Below are 17,391 nucleotides of genomic sequence, written 5' to 3'. Positions count from 1 at the left end.
GGCTCAACCCATGAAGATCGGTGTAATCGGTGGCGGCCAGCTGGGCCGCATGCTGGCCCTGGCGGGTACCCCGCTGGGCATGAATTTCGCTTTCCTCGACCCGGCGCCCGATGCTTGCGCTGCGCCTCTGGGCGAGCACCTGCGGGCCGATTACGGCGATCAGGAGCACCTGCGCCAGTTGGCTGACGAAGTTGACCTGGTGACCTTCGAGTTCGAGAGCGTCCCGGCCGAGACCGTGGCCTTCCTCTCGCAGTTCGTACCGGTCTACCCCAGTGCCGAAGCGCTGCGCATCGCCCGTGACCGCTTGTTCGAGAAGAGCATGTTCCGCGACCTGGGTATCCCTACCCCGGCTTTCGCCGACATCCTCTCGCAAGCCGACCTGGACGCCGCAGTCGCCAGCATCGGCCTGCCAGCCGTGCTGAAAACCCGTACCCTGGGTTACGACGGCAAGGGCCAGAAGGTGCTGCGCACGCCTGAAGACGTGGTTGATACCTTCGCCGAACTGGGCAGCGTGCCCTGCCTGCTGGAAGGCTTTGTACCCTTTACCGGCGAAGTCTCGCTGGTGGCCGTACGGGCCCGTGATGGCGAAACCCGCTTCTACCCGCTGGTGCACAACACCCACGAGAGCGGCATCCTGCGCCTGTCGGTGGCCAGCCAGGCACACCCGCTGCAGGCTTTGGCTGAAGACTATGTTGGCCGTGTACTGCAAAAGCTGGAGTACGTGGGCGTGATGGCGTTCGAGTTCTTCGAAGTCGACGGTGGCCTGAAGGCCAACGAAATCGCCCCGCGCGTGCACAACTCCGGGCACTGGACCATCGAAGGTGCCGAATGCAGCCAGTTCGAGAACCACCTGCGCGCGGTGGCCGGCCTGCCGCTGGGCTCCACCGCCAAGGTGGGCGAGAGTGCGATGCTCAACTTCATCGGTGAAGTGCCTGCCGTGGACAAGGTGATCGCCATCGATGGCTGCCACCTGCACCACTACGGCAAGGCTTTCAAGGCCGGCCGCAAGGTTGGCCACGCCACCGTGCGCTGCCACGACATGGCTACCCTGGAGCACAAAATTGCCGAGGTAGAGGCCCTGATCAGCAACTGATCGAACTTCTACCAGCGGCTTGCCCTCTGAAATGGCAACAAGTCGAAGCGCTGTCTAGGCTTTGGCTTGTTCCATTTTCACTGCAGAGGGATTGCCATGGGCATCATCGGAACCATCTTCATCGGCCTCATCGTCGGCCTGCTGGCCCGCTTCATCAAACCAGGCGACGACAGCATGGGCTGGATCATGACCATCCTGCTGGGTATTGCCGGTTCGCTGTTGGCCACCTATGGCGGCCAGGCGCTGGGCATTTACCAGGCTGGGCAGGCGGCGGGCTTCTTCGGCGCGCTGGTCGGTGCCATTGTCCTTCTGGTGATCTACGGGTTCATCAAGAAACGCTGAATACCGGTTAGAATGCTCGGCAATTCCATCGAGTTGCCGAGCATTGTCATGCGTGCCTTTTTTCTCCTGCCCCTGCTGTTGGCCAGCACCCTGGCCCATGCCGAACTGCCTGAAACCGACTGGCTGGAGCTGATGCCCAAGTCGGACCAGAAGGCGCTCGAGCAGATGCCCGAAATCGACCATAACTCGCCGGAAGCCATGGGTACCTTCACCGACAAGGGCGGCCTCAAGCAGAGCAAGGGTCTGCCGGCGGTGATGTATTCCACCAAGACCGTGCCAGCCATGAATGGCAAGGCCATCCGCCTGGGCGGTTACCCGGTACCGCTGGAAAGCGATGCCAAGGGTAACAGCACGTTGTTCTTCCTGGTGCCGTACCCGGGCGCGTGCATCCACGTACCGCCTCCGCCGCCCAATCAGCTGGTGCTGGTGCGCTACCCGAAAGGCCTGAAGATCGATGACATCTACACCCCACTGTGGGTCACCGGCAAATTGAAGGTGGAGAAGGTCAGCAATGATCTGGCCGATGCCGCCTATGCGCTGGATGCCGCAAAGGTGAGGGTGGTGGAAGACGCCGACCTCTGAGCCCTCGCCACACAAGGCCGCACCTGCAAGGGCACGCGATCGCCAGTAGGAGCAACTGTCTTTCCCAAAATTTGAAAAGCCTGCGCGATTCATTGTGGGAGCGGGCTTGCCCGCGAAGCAGGCGACGCGGTGTCTGGCACCGGCTGCGCCGGTGTTCGCGGGCACGCCCCGCTCCCACAAGTGGAACGGTGAATGACAGCTTCTGCTCCTACTCGTGCTCTAGGCACCTGCGGCATTCAGCTTGTCATTCACCGCTCTCACTGCAGATTCTAATCCCCTCTCAAGACACAAGCGGCCTTGCGTCGCGAAAGGACCGCGCAGCGGTCCCGGGTACTCAAAGCGCTTCGCTAGCCAGCACCACGCCCAGCGAATGACTGGCCCCAGGCTTCAACTCCACCAGGTCATCCCACACATTCGCCGTCTCGATGCACAGCATCCGTTGCCAACCCTCATCGGCCATGTCCGACAGCTCCCTGGCCCGTTCGGTCCAGGGGTTCCAGATAACCGCCGAACGCGAGCCGCTGCTGGTCAGGGTTATCCGCCGTTTCCAGTGCGGGTCGACAATGCTCAGCGTTTGCGGGGCGCCGAGGTAGATCCGGTCAGTCTCCCCGGTGAACGTGAGCGGCCCCTGCTGCTGGCGCTGCTGCCAGTCAGCCAAGGTTTCGATGTAACTCAGCCCCTCCACCCCTTCGACCTGGGCCTGGCGCACGTCACTGACCGCAAAGTAGCTGTGCAGGGCTTGGCTGATGGTGACTGGTGCAGTGCCCACGTTGCGACTGGTGAGGTTCAGTTTCAGGTCCTCGCCAAGCGCTATCACCAGTTTCAGTTCGACTGAATGCGGCCAGTCGGGCAGTTGACCCTGCGCTTCTGGCAGCGCGAATTCGATCTGCAGTTGCTGGCCGACTTCCTCGATACCCAGCAATTGCCAGTCTCGGGCGCGCGCAAGGCCGTGGGCAGGCGCCTGCGCACCGTTGTACATGGCCTGCACAGCCTGGGGGTTACGCTGCAGGTTGCCGAACCACGGCCAGCACACGGGTACCCCGGCGCGCACCGACTTGCCCTTGCCGAAGATGGCCTGGTCGCTCAGCCACAGCAGTGGCGGCTCGCCCACCCGCTGGTAGCTGAGGATCTGTGCGCCCTGTTGGGCGATCAGGAGTTCGGCGTGGTCGCTGCTGATACGCCAGCAGTTCAGTTCGCCATGTTGCTCGGTTACGACCTGGAAGGTTGCCATTGCACTTGTCTCATTGATTGCCAGTGGGCCTTGGACCCGGGCACCTGCAATGAGTTTACCGCCGGCAAGGCTCAGCGACGAGGCACCGAGCGCGTGCGGCCGCTGCCGTCGATGGCGACGAAGACGAATACCGCCTCGGTGACCTTGCGCCATTCGCTGGACAGCGGGTCGTCGCTCCACACTTCGACCATCATCTGGATCGAGCTACGGCCGATTTCCAGGGTCTGGGTATAGAACGACAGCTGCGCACCCACGGCGACCGGCACGAGGAACGCCATGCGGTCGATGGCCACGGTGGCTACCCGGCCACCGGCGACGCGGCTGGCCATGGCAGTGCCGGCCAGGTCCATCTGGGCGACCAGCCAGCCGCCGAAGATGTCGCCAAACCCATTGGTCTCGCGCGGGAGTGCAGTGATCTGCAAGGCCAGGTCGCCCTGCGGGATAGGATCTTCTTGTTCGAGCTCAATCATGCGATGGGGCCTCTGACCCGTGACGCTTTCGTTGGTGTGGCGCAAGGGCCGGGTAAACGATTCAGCTTGAAACATACTACGCCGATTTCGTTTCACTGGGCGGCCGTAGGGAAACTCTGCGAAACCGCCTGACAATAAAGACCGGCGTTTTCGCACAACATCCCACGTTAGGCGCAACCTTTTCCTACGAGTTGCCAGTATATAGAGCATAACGGCCAGCGACGACCGCACATTCGTGAATATCTGTAGGGTTTTTGTAGCGCTATCAGCACGCCTCGGCAATTTGCTATCTTCGCTGGTCTCCCAATCCAGAAGCCGCGCGCCCAGCGGCCTGCATGCCCTATAAAGAGAACAACCAGCGATGACTTCCGTGCCGAGCAGTATCGAGCAGCCCTCGCGGCCGCTGACCCGCAGTGACTACAAGACCCTCTCACTGTCCGCACTGGGCGGGGCGCTGGAGTTCTACGACTTCATCATCTTCGTGTTCTTCGCCACGGTGGTCGGCAAGCTGTTCTTCCCGGCCGACATGCCCGAGTGGCTGCGCCTGATGCAAACCTTCGGCATCTTCGCGGCCGGTTACCTGGCGCGGCCGCTGGGCGGCATCATCATGGCCCACTTTGGCGACCTGCTCGGGCGCAAGAAGATGTTCACCCTGAGCATTTTCATGATGGCCCTGCCGACGCTGATCATGGGTCTGCTGCCAACGTATGCCCAGATCGGCATGTGGGCACCGATCCTGCTGCTGCTGATGCGGGTTATCCAGGGCGCTGCGATCGGAGGGGAAGTGCCGGGCGCCTGGGTGTTCGTTTCCGAGCACGTACCGGCGCGTAACACCGGTTACGCCTGCGGCACCCTCACGGCCGGCCTGACTTCGGGCATTCTGCTGGGGTCGCTGGTCGCCACGCTGATCAACACGGTCTACAGCCCTGCAGAAGTCGCGGATTACGCCTGGCGCATCCCCTTCCTGCTGGGTGGTGTGTTCGGCCTGTTCTCGGTCTACCTGCGCCGCTGGCTGCACGAAACGCCGGTATTCGCCGAGATGCAGCAGCGCAAGGCCCTGGCAGAAGAGCTCCCGCTGCGTGCGGTGCTGCGCGACCATCGTGGCGCGATCATCTTGTCGATGCTGCTGACCTGGATGCTGTCGGCGGCCATCGTCGTGCTCATCCTGATGACCCCGGCGCTGTTGCAGAGCATCTACCACATCAGCCCCACCGACTCGCTCAAGGCCAACAGCCTGGCCATCGTGCTGCTCAGCTTCGGCTGCATCAGCGCTGGCAGCCTGGCGGACCGATTTGGCGCGGGCCGAGTGTTCGTGATTGGCAGCCTGTTGCTGCTGATAACCTCCTGGAGCTTCTACCATAGCTTGCCAACCCGGCCCGAGTTGCTGTTCCCGCTGTATGCGGTAACCGGCCTGTGCGTGGGGGTGATCGGCGCGGTGCCTTATGTGATGGTCAAGGCGTTCCCGGCGGTGGTGCGCTTCAGTGGGTTGTCGTTCTCCTACAACGTGGCCTACGCGATCTTTGGCGGGCTGACGCCGATGGTGGTAACGGCGCTGCTCAAGGTCAGCCCCATGGCGCCGGCCTATTATGTGGCGGGGTTGTGTGCCGTCGGGCTGGGCGTAGGGGTTTATCTGCTCGCCAACAAACGCTGAGCTGCGCTGCCGCGTGGCGCGGCCCTACGAATGATGGCCTTTAATCCATTTGTCACAATTAGGTCATATCGTGTTCATGCGGCCTGCCGATACTGGGGCCCGTTCCATCCAGCACCCCAATATTCCTGCTAGGAGCAAGGCATGAAACTGAAGCGTTTGATGGCGGCCCTCACGTTCGCCGCCGCTGGCGTTGCAACCGCCAACGCGGTGGCCGCTGTCGATCCTGCGATCCCGACGTACACCAAGACCACCGGTGTTTCGGGCAACCTCTCCAGCGTCGGCTCCGACACCCTGGCCAACTTGATGACGCTGTGGGCCGAGGCCTACAAGAAGGAATATCCGAACGTAAACATCCAGATCCAGGCGGCGGGTTCCTCCACCGCGCCACCTGCGCTGACCGAAGGCACTGCCAACCTCGGCCCGATGAGCCGCAAGATGAAGGACGTCGAGCTGCAAGCCTTCGAGCAGAAGTACGGCTACAAACCGACCGCTATTCCCGTTGCCGTCGACGCCCTGGCCGTGTTCGTGCACAAGGACAACCCGATCAAGGGCCTGACCATGGCGCAGGTCGATGCCATCTTCTCCTCGACCCGCTTGTGTGGGGGCAAGGCCGAGGTCAAGACCTGGGGTGATGTGGGTGTGACCGGCGACCTGGCCAACAAGCCGATCCAGCTGTTCGGCCGCAACTCGGTCTCCGGTACCTATGGCTACTTCAAAGAAGAGGCCCTGTGCAAAGGCGACTTCAAGCCTAATGTCAACGAACAGCCTGGTTCGGCCTCGGTCGTGCAGTCGATCAGCTCTTCGCTCAACGGCATCGGTTACTCGGGCATCGGCTACAAGACCGCCAGCGTCAAGACCGTAGCCCTGGCCAAGAAAGAAGGCAGTGCGTTCGTTGAAGACAACGAAGCCAACGCCCTGAACGGCACCTACCCACTGTCGCGCTTCCTGTACGTGTACGTGAACAAGGCGCCGAACAAGCCACTGGCGCCGCTGGAAGCCGAGTTCGTCAAGCTGGTGCTGTCGCAGGCTGGGCAGCAGGTGGTGGTCAAGGACGGCTACATCCCGCTGCCGGCCAAGGTCGTCGACAAGACCTTGGCAGATTTGGGCCTGTCCCATGCCGGTAGTGTTGCCAAGCAGTAACTAATTGCGGGGAGGCCGGTGCCACCGCCCGGCCTCGTCCACGAATTCCCGGCCCGAAGCCAGGTAACCTGTGCGGCGGGCTTTCGCGCGTCACCATTTTGTAATGTTTTTGTCACACGGGACCGCTAGGGTGTGCGCATGAATGATCTGGCCAACTCCAACATGACCCAAAAACCCCAGCCCGTGCGCATTGATTTCAATACGCCCGAGTTGCAACGCAAGCGCCGCTTGCGCGCGCTCAAGGACCGCCTGACCCGCTGGTATGTGCTGGTGGGCGGCCTTGCCGTTTTGGCCGCCATTACGTTGATCTTCTTCTACCTGGCTTATGTGGTGCTGCCGCTGTTCCAAGGCGCCGAGCTGACGCGCAAGCAAGCCCTGCAGCCAACCTGGCTGCAGCAGGATGCCGGCAAGCCGCTGATGATCGCGCTGGAAGAGCAGAACCTGGTGGGCATGCGGGTTTCGGACAAAGGCCAGGCGTTGTTCTTCGATGCCAAGACCGGCCAAGCGCTCAAGCGCATCGACCTGCCCGTACCAGCCGGTACCCAGGTCACCTCTATCGGGGCCGACCAGCCGGGCAGCCCGCTGGTGGTGCTTGGCCTGTCCAACGGTCAGGCGCTGGTGTTCCACCACGCCTACAAGATCACCTACCCGGACAACCAGAAGGCGATTACCGCCAGCATCGACTACCCCTACGGCGAGCAGCCATTCGTGCTCGACGAGCAGGGCCGTGCGTTGGAGCACGTGAGCGTCAATGCCAACGGTGACACCCTGGTGCTGGCCGGCTCCACCGGTGCGCAACTGCAGGTGCTGGAGTTGACCCGTAGCGAGAACATGCTGACCGAAGAAGTCACCACGGAGCAGAACCGCATCGTCCTGCCGCAGATGACCGAGGTGGTGAAGAACATTTTCATCGATCCGCGCCAGCACTGGCTGTACGTGATCAACGGCCGGGCCACGGCCGACGTGTTCAGCCTGCGCGACAAGAGCCTCAACGGCCGCTATAAACTGGCCGACAGTGCCGACACCGAAGTGACCGCCACGGGGCAACTGGTGGGCGGCATTTCGCTGATCGTCGGTGACTCCAGGGGCGGCCTGGCCCAGTGGTTCATGGCCCGCGACCCGGACGGCGAATCGCGCCTCAAGCAGATCCGTACCTTCCAGCTGGGCAAGGCACCGATCGTGCAGATCGACGCCGAAGAGCGCCGCAAGGGCTTCATCGCGCTCGACGCGAACGGCCAGCTGGGTGTGTTCCACAGTACGGCGCACCGTACGCTGCTGGTCGAGCCCGTCGCCGAAGGCCCGGGCATCCTGGCCCTGTCGCCGCGTGCCAACCGTATCATCATCGAACAAGGCGGCAAGCTGCTGCCGCTGAGCCTGCGCAACCCGCACCCGGAAATTTCCTTCAGCGCGTTGTGGGGCAAGGTCTGGTACGAGAACTACGACGAGCCTAAGTACGTCTGGCAGTCGACCGCTTCCAACACCGACTTCGAGCCCAAGCTCAGCCTGTCGCCGCTGACCTTCGGTACCCTCAAGGCCGCGTTCTACGCCATGATCCTGGCAGCCCCGCTGGCGGTCGCGGCCGCCATCTATACCGCTTACTTCATGGCCCCGGGCATGCGGCGCAAGGTCAAGCCGGTGATCGAACTGATGGAGGCGATGCCGACGGTGATCCTCGGTTTCTTCGCCGGCCTGTTCCTTGCCCCCTACCTGGAAGGTCACCTGCCGGGGGTCTTCAGCCTGTTCCTGCTGATGCCGTTCGGCATTCTGCTGGTGGGCTTCACCTGGACCCGCCTGCCAGAGGCGATACGCCTGCGTGTACCTGACGGCTGGGAAGCGGCGATACTGATCCCGGTAATCCTGCTGATCGGCTGGTTCGCCCTGGCCATGAGCCCGCACCTGGAAAACTGGTTCTTTGCTGGCGACATGCGCCTGTGGATCACCAACGATCTGGGCATCACCTATGACCAGCGCAATGCCCTGGTGGTCGGCATCGCCATGGGCTTCGCGGTCATCCCCAACATCTACTCCATCGCCGAAGACGCCGTGTTCAGCGTGCCGCGCAGCCTCACCCTGGGCTCGCTGGCGCTGGGCGCCACCCCCTGGCAGACCCTGACCCGCGTGGTCATCCTGACTGCCAGCCCGGGCATCTTCTCGGCGCTGATGATCGGCATGGGCCGCGCAGTGGGCGAAACCATGATCGTGCTGATGGCCACCGGCAATACGCCGGTGATGGAAATGAACCTGTTCGAGGGCATGCGCACCCTGGCCGCCAACGTGGCCGTGGAAATGCCCGAATCGGAAGTCGGCGGCAGCCACTACCGCGTGCTGTTCCTGGCCGCGCTGGTATTGCTGATGTTCACCTTCGTCATGAACACCTTGGCCGAGCTGATTCGCCAGCGTCTGCGCAAGAAATACTCGTCGCTTTGATAGAAAGGTAGCGATCCGTGAAAAAGGATTCCCTCAAAGGCTGGTTCAAGAGCGGCGCCCCCGGTGTGTGGATGAGCGGCGGCGCAGTGGCCATGGCGGTGATCATGACCGTTGGCCTGCTGGCGGTCATCGCCGTGCGCGGCCTGGGCCACTTCTGGCCGGCCGACCTGGTACAGGCCACCTACCAGGTGCCGGGCCAGGCTGGCCAGGTGGTGATTGGCGAAGTGGTGCAGCAGGAGGACGTGCCGCGTGCCCGCCTCAAAGGTGCCGGCCTGCCGGTACCGGACCAGGGCCCGGAGTTCATGAGCCGTGAACTGATCAAGGTGGGTAACCGCGACCTCTATGGCAGCGATTTCACCTGGGTGGTCGGCGATTGGCTGGTCGACGAGCAGCGCCCGGCCGACCTGATGGCCCTGGAGCGCCGCGAGTGGGGCAACTTCTATGGCTACCTGGTCAGCGTCAAGGAACAGGGCCGGGTGGTTGCCGAAGGCCCGGCTGCCTGGAGCGAGTTGCAAGCGCGGCTCAAGCGTGCCAACCAGCTCAACGGTGAATTGCAGCAACTGGAGAAGAAAGACATCGGGGCCATCAACCATGGCCTGGAGCGCCTGCGGCTGCACGCCCGCAAGCTGGAGCTAGACGGCAAGCTGGACGCTACCGCCCAGGCGGACATGGACGCCGAGCGCGCCGAACTGAACAGCCGCTACCAGGCTATCGAAGCGCGCCTCGGCGGCCTGCACCAGGCACTCGCGCGTGACAGCCTGGTGGCCCGCGATGGTAACGGCCGGGAAGTGGAGATCAGCCTGAACAAGGTGGTGCATGCCCTCCAGCCGAACGGCATGTCTGCTTTTACCAAGCTGCGCACCTACTTTGCCAAGGTCTGGGAATTCCTGAGCGACGACCCGCGTGAAGCCAACACCGAGGGCGGCATCTTCCCGGCCATCTTCGGTACCGTGATGATGACCCTGATCATGGCCGTGATCGTCACCCCGTTCGGCGTGCTTGCGGCAGTCTATTTGCGTGAATACGCAAGGCAGGGGCCGGTAACCCGGCTGATCCGCATTGCCGTGAACAACCTGGCGGGGGTGCCGGCGATCGTCTACGGCGTATTTGGTTTGGGTTTCTTCGTGTATGTGCTGGGTGGCTCGATCGACCGCCTGTTCTTCCCCGAAGCGCTGCCCGCGCCAACCCTGGGTACACCAGGCTTGCTGTGGGCGTCGCTGACCCTGGCGCTGCTGGCAGTGCCTGTGGTGATCGTGGCCACCGAAGAAGGCCTGGCGCGCATCCCGCGTACGGTGCGTGAAGGCTCGCTGGCGCTGGGTGCGACCAAGGCCGAAACGCTGTGGCGGATTGTGTTGCCCATGGCCAGCCCGGCGATGATGACCGGCATGATCCTCGCCGTGGCCCGCGCTGCGGGCGAAGTGGCGCCGCTGATGCTGGTGGGTGTGGTGAAGCTGGCGCCGTCGCTGCCGGTTGACGGTAACTACCCGTACCTGCACCTGGACCAGAAGATCATGCACCTGGGCTTCCACATCTATGACGTCGGCTTCCAGAGCCCCAACGTCGAAGCCGCGCGGCCGCTGGTCTACGCCACGGCGCTGTTGCTGGTGCTGGTGATCGCGGCCCTGAACCTGTCGGCGGTATGGATCCGCAACCACCTGCGCGAAAAGTACAAGGCGCTGGACAGCTGATTGAAGCTTTAAGCCACAAGCGGCAAGCTCCAAGCAGATTGCCGCTTTGCCCAAACTTGCAGCTTGCAGCTCGAAGCTTGCAGCTACAAACGGAGTCAACCATGCAGAACGAATCCCACACCTACGGCATCGACATGTCTGCCCTGGGCCGCAGCAAGCAGGGCCTGCGCCTGGCCGAAGAAACCGTGGCCATCGAGGTACCGGGGCTAAGCCTGTTCTACGGCGACAAGCAGGCCTTGTTCGATGTCAGCATGAACATTCCCAAGCAGCGCGTGACCGCGTTCATTGGCCCCTCCGGTTGCGGCAAGTCGACCTTGTTGCGCACGTTCAACCGCATGAACGACCTGGTTGACGGTTGCCGCGTACAGGGTGCCGTGAACTTGTATGGCAACAACATCTACCGCAAGGGCGAAGATGTCGCGGAGCTGCGCCGCCGTGTGGGCATGGTGTTCCAGAAGCCCAACCCGTTTCCCAAGACCATTTACGAAAACGTGGTCTATGGCCTGCGCATCCAGGGCATCAACAAGAAGCGCGTGCTCGACGAGGCCGTCGAGTGGGCGTTGAAGGCCGCGGCGCTGTGGGACGAGGTCAAGGACCGCCTGCACGAGTCGGCCCTGGGCCTGTCTGGTGGCCAGCAGCAACGCCTGGTCATCGCCCGCACCATCGCCGTGGAGCCTGAGGTGCTGCTGCTGGATGAGCCGTGCTCGGCGCTGGACCCTATCTCGACCCTCAAGGTCGAGGAACTGATCTACGAACTCAAAGCCAAGTACACCATCGTCATCGTGACCCACAACATGCAGCAGGCTGCCCGTGTTTCGGACTACACCGCGTTCATGTACATGGGCAAGCTGGTCGAGTTTGGCGACACCGATACCCTGTTCACCAACCCGGCGAAGAAGCAGACCGAAGACTACATCACTGGTCGCTACGGCTAGGCGTCGCTCGTGATGAGCACCTGGCCCCTGCGGCAGCGGGTAAACCCGCAAAGCAGGCGGCTTGGTGCCTGGCACCGGCTTCGCCGGTGTTCGCGGGTAAACCCGCTCCTACAGGGCCGCGCTACCAAAGGACAAAACGATGATCAACAAAGAAAGCCTTACCCACCACATTTCCCAGCAGTTCAACGCCGAGCTGGAAGAGGTGCGCAGCCACCTGCTGGCCATGGGCGGGCTGGTTGAAAAACAGGTCAACGACGCGGTCACCGCGCTGATCGAAGCCGATTCGGGCCTGGCCCAGCAAGTGCGCGAGGTTGACGAGCAGATCAACCAGATGGAGCGCAATATCGACGAGGAATGCCTGCGTATCCTTGCCCGTCGGCAGCCGGCGGCCTCCGACTTGCGCCTGATCATCAGTATCTCCAAGTCGGTGATCGACCTGGAGCGCATTGGTGACGAATCGACCAAGATCGCCCGCCGGGCCATCCAGCTGTGTGAAGAAGGCGAGTCGCCACGTGGCTATGTGGAAGTGCGCCACATCGGCGACCAGGTGCGCAACATGGTCCGCGATGCGCTGGACGCCTTTGCCCGCTTCGACGCCGACCTGGCACTGTCCGTGGCTCAGTACGACAAGACCATCGACCGGGAGTACAAGACCGCCCTGCGTGAACTGGTGACCTACATGATGGAAGATCCGCGCTCGATTTCGCGGGTACTGAGCGTGATCTGGGTGCTGCGCTCGCTGGAACGTATTGGCGACCATGCACGCAATATCTCCGAGTTGGTGATCTACCTGGTCCGCGGTACCGATGTGCGTCACATGGGCCTCAAGCGAATGACTGCAGAAGTGCAGGGCACCGCGCCCGCCGATGGCGAAAAGGCTAATGTTCCTGGTGAATCTGACGATAAGTAAGGTTGCCCTCGAGCAGCGACGCCCGGCCTTGGCCGGGCGTTTTCGTTTACGGCCGAGAGCCGGCAGGCACCCGCGAACGATCGGATGAACGCCCGGCGTTACCAGGTGGTAGCAAGTAGCCAGTATTTGGCAGTAGGCTAGTCGGGTTCAGAAGGAGTTTCGATGAGTAAAGTGAATGTGCTGGTCGTGGATGACGCCCCGTTTATCCGCGACCTGGTCCGCAAGTGCCTGCGCAGTGCCTTCCCGGGCATGACGATCGACGATGCCGTCAATGGTCGCAAGGCCATGGCCATGCTGGGCAAGGAGTCGTTCGACCTGGTGCTGTGCGACTGGGAAATGCCCGAGATGTCGGGCCTGGAATTGCTCACCTGGTGCCGCCAGCAGCCTGCGTTGAAGCAGCTGCAGTTCATCATGGTGACCAGCCGTGGCGACAAGGAAAACGTCATCCAGGCGATCCAGGCCGGTGTTTCCGATTTTGTCGGCAAGCCATTCACCAACGAGCAGTTGCTGACCAAGGTGAAAAAGGCCCTGACCAAGATCGGCAAGCTCGACAGCCTGATGGCCATCACCCCGGCGCGCGCCAACCCGGCGTTCGCCAACGATTCCTTGAATGCGCTGACCGCCGGCAAGCCGGAGGCGGTAAAGGTTGCAGCGCCGGCACTGGCACCGGCTGCTGCCAGGCCAGCGGCCAAGGCGCCCACGCCGGCCGCGGCCACCCCGACCGGTCGCGGCCAAGGGCAACTGCGCCTGGCCGGTGGCATGCAGCCGTGCGTGATCAAGGCGTTGAGCCTGAAAGAGGCCCTGCTGGTGGTACGCCGCGGCGATGTGCTGCCACAGGTGCTGGAAGGTGCAGTGTTGGACCTGGAGCAAGGCGAAAGCGCCGAAGTCGCCCGCCTGAACGGCTATCTGCACGCCGTCGCGGCGCTGGAGCCCAAGCCGGACAGCGACTGGCTGCAACTGACCTTCAAGTTCGTCGACCAGGATGCGCAGAAGCTCGATTACCTGTCGCGGCTGATTGCCCGTGGCACCGCGCAGAAGCATTTCACCCCAGGGGCCTGAGCCATCCGACCAACTGCAACACTTGCCGTTAAACCTGCTGCTAGGCTTCGACAGACCTCAACTGTCAAAAAGCCACTATCATGCCCGGGCGCCTGCTGCTGTTCTGTGCACTGTTCATGGCCTCGGCGTCGAGCCTGGGTGTGACCCTTTACAAGAGCACCGACGAGTCCGGTGTCATTTCCTATTCCGACCGCCCCGGCCCTGGCGCCAGGCCGTTGAATTTGCTTGAGCCCATGGTCGAAACGCTCGAAGGCCAAGTGTTCCTGAACGCGAAAGTGTTCAACGGCGGTGTGAGCTTTTCGGCACGCAACCAACTGCATGTTCCGGTCGAGGTCGAGCTGCGCCTGGACAACCTGGTGAACGCCCAGGGCGGTGACGCCCCGCGTATCGTGCGCCGGCTGCTGCCACCGGGCACCACGCAAATGCTCAGCGTGCTGAGGGGGCGGCCCGGTTTGTTGCTGAATTACCGCTCGACCCTGCTGCAGGCCATGGGTGACCCGGGCAAGCGGCCGCAGGGCTTCCGCTACGGGTTCGCGTGGCTTGGCGGGCCATTCCGCGTGACCCAGGGCCCCAATGGCCGTGTCAGCCATTTCGGGCCGAAGGGGCGCTATGCCATGGATATCGCCATGCCCGAAGGCACCACCATTATCGCGGCGCGCGAAGGGGTGGTGGTGAAAACGCAGAATGGCCAGAGCGGGCGCGAGCCCAACCCGTCGGGCAACTTTGTCAGGGTGCTGCACTCGGACGGCACCATGGGCGTGTACCTGCACCTGATGCGCGACTCGGTGGTGGTGAAGGAGGGGCAGCGGGTGCGCCAGGGGCAGATGCTGGCCAAGTCGGGCAATACCGGCAACAGCACCGGGCCACACCTGCATTTCGTGGTACAGCGCAACGTAGGCTTGGCGCTGGAGTCGATCCCTTACAGGTTCGACAGGCCGCTCAGCGGCTTGCCGGACTTTACTGCGGGTAACCCTTGAGAGCGTCGGGCCTGCTTGGCAGGCCGTCGCTACACAAGGCCGCGCCTACAGGTATACGCAAATCGAGAGGGGCTGCGCGGCAGCCCCATGGCCGTTAATCCAGCTTGAGCACTTTGGCCAGCACGATCTTCGGCCCTTTCATCTTCTTGATGATGATCCGCAGCCCTTCGACTTCCAGCACCTCTTCTTCTTCAGGCACGCGCTTTAGCGTCTCGTAGACCAGGCCAGCCAGGGTTTCCGCCTCGATATGGTCAAGGTCGACCCCGAGCAGGCGCTCCACCTTGAACAGCGGCGTGTCGCCACGGACCAGCAGCTTGCCCGGCTGGTAGGCGAGGATGCCGCGTTCGGTCTTGCGGTGCTCGTCCTGGATATCGCCGACCAGCACTTCCAGCACGTCTTCCATTGTGAGGTAGCCGATCACCTTGCCATCGGCTTCTTCGACCAGCACAAAGTGCGCACCACCCTTGCGGAACTGCTCCAGCAACTGGGCCAGTGGCATGTGGCGCGATACGCGCTCAAGCGGCCGGGCGAGGTCGTCCAGGTCGATGGCTTCGGGCAAGTGCTCCAGCTCCGCCAGCTCCAGCAGCAGGTCCTTGATGTGCAGCAGGCCGGTGAATTCCTCGCGCTCGGCGTCGTACACGGGGTAGCGGCTGAACTTGTGGCGGCGCACAAGGGCCAGGATCTGCTTCAGCGGCGCATGGGCGTCGATGGTGACCATGTCTTCGCGCGAGTTGGCCCAGTCGACCACTTCCAGCTCGCCCATTTCCACGGCCGAAGCCAGCACGCGCATGCCCTGGTCGCTTGGGTCCTGGCCACGGCTGGAGTGCAGGATCAGCTTCAGTTCTTCACGGCTGTAGTGATGCTCGTGGTGCGGCCCCGGCTCGCCCTGGCCGGCGATGCGCAGGATGGTGTTGGCGCTGGCGTTGAGCAGGTAGATGGCCGGGTACATGGCCCAGTAGAACAGGTACAGCGGTACGGCAGTCCACAGCGACAGCAGCTCCGGTTTGCGGATGGCCCAGGATTTGGGTGCCAGCTCACCGACAACGATGTGCAGGTACGAAATGACGAAGAAGGCGACGAAGAACGACACGCCTTTGATCAGTTCCGGTGAGTCGACGCCGAAATACGCCAGCAGTGGTTCCAGCAGGTGGGCAAACGCCGGCTCACCGACCCAGCCCAGGCCCAGCGAGGCCAGGGTGATACCCAGTTGGCAGGCTGACAGGTAAGCGTCCAGCTGGTTGTGCACTTTACGCAGAATGTTGCCGCGCCAGCCATGCTCTTCGGCAATGGCCTCCACGCGGGTGGCGCGCAGCTTGACCATGGCGAACTCTGCAGCAACGAAGAAGCCGTTGAGCAGCACCAGCAGGAAGGCAAAGATGATCATGCCGAAATCGGCGAATAACGAACTGAGGCTGATACCAGGGGAAGGGTCCATGATGGAGTTTTTACGGGGTCCGTCTTAGAAATGGAGAGAAAAAAAGTGCCAGCTCTTGCTGGCACAGGGGATCCAATGTAGCGGCTGGGGCTGCAAAAGCAAAGGGCCCTGAGTTGCTCAGACCTTGCTGTTGACCAATTGTGCCGGGGCAAAATGACAGATGAAGGTACTGCCATGCCCCGGGACGCTGCTGATTTCCAGCTTGCCGCGGTGGCGCATCAGCACATGCTTGACGATGGCCAGCCCCAGCCCGGTGCCGCCTGTATTCGAGGCCCGGCTGGAATCCACCCGGTAGAAGCGCTCGGTGAGGCGTGGCAGGTGTTTGGCATCGATGCCCACGCCAGAGTCCTGCACCGACAAATGCGCGCCCTGGGCATCAGCCCACCAGCGGATGCGGATATCGCCTTCATCCTGGGTGTATTTGACGGCGTTGAACACCAGGTTGGAAAAGGCGCTGCGCAGCTCCGACTCGCTGCCCTTGAGCTGCACGCCGGGCGTTGCTTCCAGCGTAATGCGCTGGTTGCGCGGCCCAGACAACGCCTGGGCGTCGTTCTTGATGGCGGCCAGCAGGGCATCGACCGGCACTGGCTGGTTGTCCGACGGATAATCGGTGGCCTCCAGCTTGGCCAGCAGCAACAGGTCGTTGAGCAGCGTCTGCATGCGCGAGCCTTGCTGGCTCATCTGCTGCAAGGCCCGGCGCCAGCGCGGGTTCACGTCCTCGACGTTGTCCAGCAGGGTTTCCAGGTAGCCGGTGATGACGGTCAGCGGTGTGCGCAATTCGTGCGACACGTTGGCGACGAAGTCTTTGCGCATCTGTTCCAGCTGGTGAATGCGGGTGACGTCGCGCACCAGCATCAAGTGCTCGTTGTTGCCGTAGCGGGTGATGTGCAACTGCAGCCGCATGCGGTCGTTGATCGGTGAGGGGATTTCCAGCGGTTCGAGGTAGTTTTCTGCCTCGAAGTACTCCTTGAAGCGCGGGTGGCGAACCAGGTTGGTGACTTGCTGGCCGCCGTCCTGTGGAGTTTTAAAGCCCAGCAGGGTCTCGGCGGCGCGGTTCCACCACTCCAGATTGCCGTCGCTGTCGAGCATGATCACCGCATCCCGCAGCGCAGCAGTGGACTCCTGAACGCGGTCGATCACCGCTTGCAGGCGGCCCCGCACACGCTGGTCCCGGCGCTGCAGGTGGTAGATGCTGTCGAACACCTCGCCCCACAGGCCATAGCCGTCGGGCGGCGCCTCGTCGGGCTGATGGTTGCGGAGCCAGTCATGCAGGCGTAGCAGTTGCTTGAGGGTCCAACCCAGGTACAGTGCCAGGCCAATGGCCAGGCTCCAGCCGTAGTAGCCGCTGATCAGCCCGCCGATCAGGCAGACGCTGATCAGCAACAGCAGGTGGCGAATCAGTGTCGCGTGCCAGTTCTGGTTCAATTGATGGGTCCTTCGGATCCGGCTGC

Annotated in this window: 15 protein-coding genes; 11 read left to right on the top strand and 4 right to left on the bottom strand. The window is 62.7% G+C overall.

The annotated features are described in order from the left end of the window. Positions 1-10: 10 nt before the first annotated feature. The 3 genes from K4A76_RS23385 to K4A76_RS23375 all read left to right on the top strand — a co-directional run bounded on the left by K4A76_RS23385 (position 11) and on the right by K4A76_RS23375 (position 2,017). Positions 11-1,093: a 5-(carboxyamino)imidazole ribonucleotide synthase gene (locus K4A76_RS23385; RefSeq protein ID WP_274411252.1), complete on the top strand. Its 1,083-nt coding sequence runs from the start codon at positions 11-13 to the stop codon at positions 1,091-1,093. Between the two features lie 96 nt (positions 1,094-1,189). Beyond that, positions 1,190-1,435: a GlsB/YeaQ/YmgE family stress response membrane protein gene (locus tag K4A76_RS23380; RefSeq protein WP_009684502.1), complete on the top strand. Its 246-nt coding sequence runs from the start codon at positions 1,190-1,192 to the stop codon at positions 1,433-1,435. Positions 1,436-1,483: 48 nt separating this feature from the next. Continuing rightward, positions 1,484-2,017: a DUF3299 domain-containing protein gene (locus K4A76_RS23375; RefSeq protein ID WP_274412321.1), complete on the top strand. Its 534-nt coding sequence runs from the start codon at positions 1,484-1,486 to the stop codon at positions 2,015-2,017. 334 nt (positions 2,018-2,351) lie between these two features. On the opposite strand, the gene K4A76_RS23370 is transcribed toward K4A76_RS23375, so the two are convergent. Both K4A76_RS23370 and K4A76_RS23365 read right to left on the bottom strand, forming a co-directional pair. Then, positions 2,352-3,248 carry a D-hexose-6-phosphate mutarotase gene (locus K4A76_RS23370; RefSeq protein WP_274411251.1) on the bottom strand — a complete coding sequence of 299 codons (897 nt, stop codon included), beginning with the start codon at positions 3,246-3,248 and terminating at the stop codon, positions 2,352-2,354. A gap of 71 nt (positions 3,249-3,319) precedes the next feature. Then, on the bottom strand, positions 3,320-3,718 hold the full coding sequence (locus tag K4A76_RS23365) for an acyl-CoA thioesterase (protein ID WP_003253317.1): 399 nt from the start codon (positions 3,716-3,718) through the stop codon (positions 3,320-3,322). A gap of 361 nt (positions 3,719-4,079) precedes the next feature. Between K4A76_RS23365 and K4A76_RS23360 the strand changes: the two genes are divergently transcribed. The 8 genes from K4A76_RS23360 (at position 4,080) to K4A76_RS23325 (ending at position 14,505) form a co-directional block, all read left to right on the top strand. Further along, complete coding sequence (locus K4A76_RS23360) at positions 4,080-5,369, top strand: MFS transporter (RefSeq protein ID WP_274411250.1); 1,290 nt, start codon at positions 4,080-4,082, stop codon at positions 5,367-5,369. A 141-nt stretch (positions 5,370-5,510) separates the two neighbouring features. Beyond that, a complete protein-coding gene (locus tag K4A76_RS23355) occupies positions 5,511-6,509 on the top strand; it encodes a phosphate ABC transporter substrate-binding protein PstS (RefSeq protein WP_009684506.1) in 999 nt (332 codons plus the stop codon). A gap of 138 nt (positions 6,510-6,647) precedes the next feature. After that, a complete protein-coding gene (locus tag K4A76_RS23350) occupies positions 6,648-8,936 on the top strand; it encodes an ABC transporter permease subunit (protein ID WP_054912426.1) in 2,289 nt (762 codons plus the stop codon). Positions 8,937-9,007: 71 nt separating this feature from the next. Continuing rightward, positions 9,008-10,624: a phosphate ABC transporter permease PstA gene (gene pstA, locus K4A76_RS23345; protein WP_174824186.1), complete on the top strand. Its 1,617-nt coding sequence runs from the start codon at positions 9,008-9,010 to the stop codon at positions 10,622-10,624. A gap of 101 nt (positions 10,625-10,725) precedes the next feature. After that, positions 10,726-11,559 carry a phosphate ABC transporter ATP-binding protein PstB gene (gene pstB / locus K4A76_RS23340; protein ID WP_274411249.1) on the top strand — a complete coding sequence of 278 codons (834 nt, stop codon included), beginning with the start codon at positions 10,726-10,728 and terminating at the stop codon, positions 11,557-11,559. Between the two features lie 139 nt (positions 11,560-11,698). Then, on the top strand, positions 11,699-12,469 hold the full coding sequence (gene phoU / locus K4A76_RS23335; protein WP_009684510.1) for a phosphate signaling complex protein PhoU: 771 nt from the start codon (positions 11,699-11,701) through the stop codon (positions 12,467-12,469). A gap of 162 nt (positions 12,470-12,631) precedes the next feature. Further along, entirely contained in the window at positions 12,632-13,528 is an 897-nt protein-coding gene (locus K4A76_RS23330) for a response regulator (RefSeq protein WP_274411248.1), read from the top strand. Positions 13,529-13,608: 80 nt separating this feature from the next. Next, positions 13,609-14,505 (top strand): peptidoglycan DD-metalloendopeptidase family protein, encoded by an 897-nt coding sequence (locus K4A76_RS23325; protein ID WP_009684512.1) that lies wholly within the window; start codon positions 13,609-13,611, stop codon positions 14,503-14,505. 94 nt (positions 14,506-14,599) lie between these two features. Here the strand turns inward: K4A76_RS23325 and K4A76_RS23320 are convergent, their stop codons facing one another. Continuing rightward, the gene (locus tag K4A76_RS23320) at positions 14,600-15,940 is read right to left on the bottom strand and encodes a hemolysin family protein (protein WP_009684513.1); all 1,341 of its coding nucleotides are present in this window, start codon (positions 15,938-15,940) and stop codon (positions 14,600-14,602) included. Between the two features lie 117 nt (positions 15,941-16,057). Beyond that, entirely contained in the window at positions 16,058-17,365 is a 1,308-nt protein-coding gene (phoR, locus tag K4A76_RS23315; RefSeq protein WP_274411247.1) for a phosphate regulon sensor histidine kinase PhoR, read from the bottom strand. Positions 17,366-17,391 lie beyond the last annotated feature (26 nt).

The organism is Pseudomonas sp. NEEL19 (assembly GCF_028751975.1).
In the GTDB taxonomy this organism is placed as follows: Bacteria; Pseudomonadota; Gammaproteobacteria; order Pseudomonadales; family Pseudomonadaceae; genus Aquipseudomonas; species Aquipseudomonas juntendi.
This window is presented reverse-complemented; position numbering and strand designations above follow the sequence as displayed.

Coding starts and splice junctions, on each gene's coding strand:
- K4A76_RS23385 (WP_274411252.1), top strand. CDS start 11: ATGAAGATCGGTGTAATCGGTGGCGGCCAGCTGGGCCGCATGCTGGCC.
- K4A76_RS23380 (WP_009684502.1), top strand. CDS start 1,190: ATGGGCATCATCGGAACCATCTTCATCGGCCTCATCGTCGGCCTGCTG.
- K4A76_RS23375 (WP_274412321.1), top strand. CDS start 1,484: ATGCGTGCCTTTTTTCTCCTGCCCCTGCTGTTGGCCAGCACCCTGGCC.
- K4A76_RS23370 (WP_274411251.1), bottom strand. CDS start 3,248: ATGGCAACCTTCCAGGTCGTAACCGAGCAACATGGCGAACTGAACTGC.
- K4A76_RS23365 (WP_003253317.1), bottom strand. CDS start 3,718: ATGATTGAGCTCGAACAAGAAGATCCTATCCCGCAGGGCGACCTGGCC.
- K4A76_RS23360 (WP_274411250.1), top strand. CDS start 4,080: ATGACTTCCGTGCCGAGCAGTATCGAGCAGCCCTCGCGGCCGCTGACC.
- K4A76_RS23355 (WP_009684506.1), top strand. CDS start 5,511: ATGAAACTGAAGCGTTTGATGGCGGCCCTCACGTTCGCCGCCGCTGGC.
- K4A76_RS23350 (WP_054912426.1), top strand. CDS start 6,648: ATGAATGATCTGGCCAACTCCAACATGACCCAAAAACCCCAGCCCGTG.
- pstA (WP_174824186.1), top strand. CDS start 9,008: ATGAGCGGCGGCGCAGTGGCCATGGCGGTGATCATGACCGTTGGCCTG.
- pstB (WP_274411249.1), top strand. CDS start 10,726: ATGCAGAACGAATCCCACACCTACGGCATCGACATGTCTGCCCTGGGC.
- phoU (WP_009684510.1), top strand. CDS start 11,699: ATGATCAACAAAGAAAGCCTTACCCACCACATTTCCCAGCAGTTCAAC.
- K4A76_RS23330 (WP_274411248.1), top strand. CDS start 12,632: ATGAGTAAAGTGAATGTGCTGGTCGTGGATGACGCCCCGTTTATCCGC.
- K4A76_RS23325 (WP_009684512.1), top strand. CDS start 13,609: ATGCCCGGGCGCCTGCTGCTGTTCTGTGCACTGTTCATGGCCTCGGCG.
- K4A76_RS23320 (WP_009684513.1), bottom strand. CDS start 15,940: ATGGACCCTTCCCCTGGTATCAGCCTCAGTTCGTTATTCGCCGATTTC.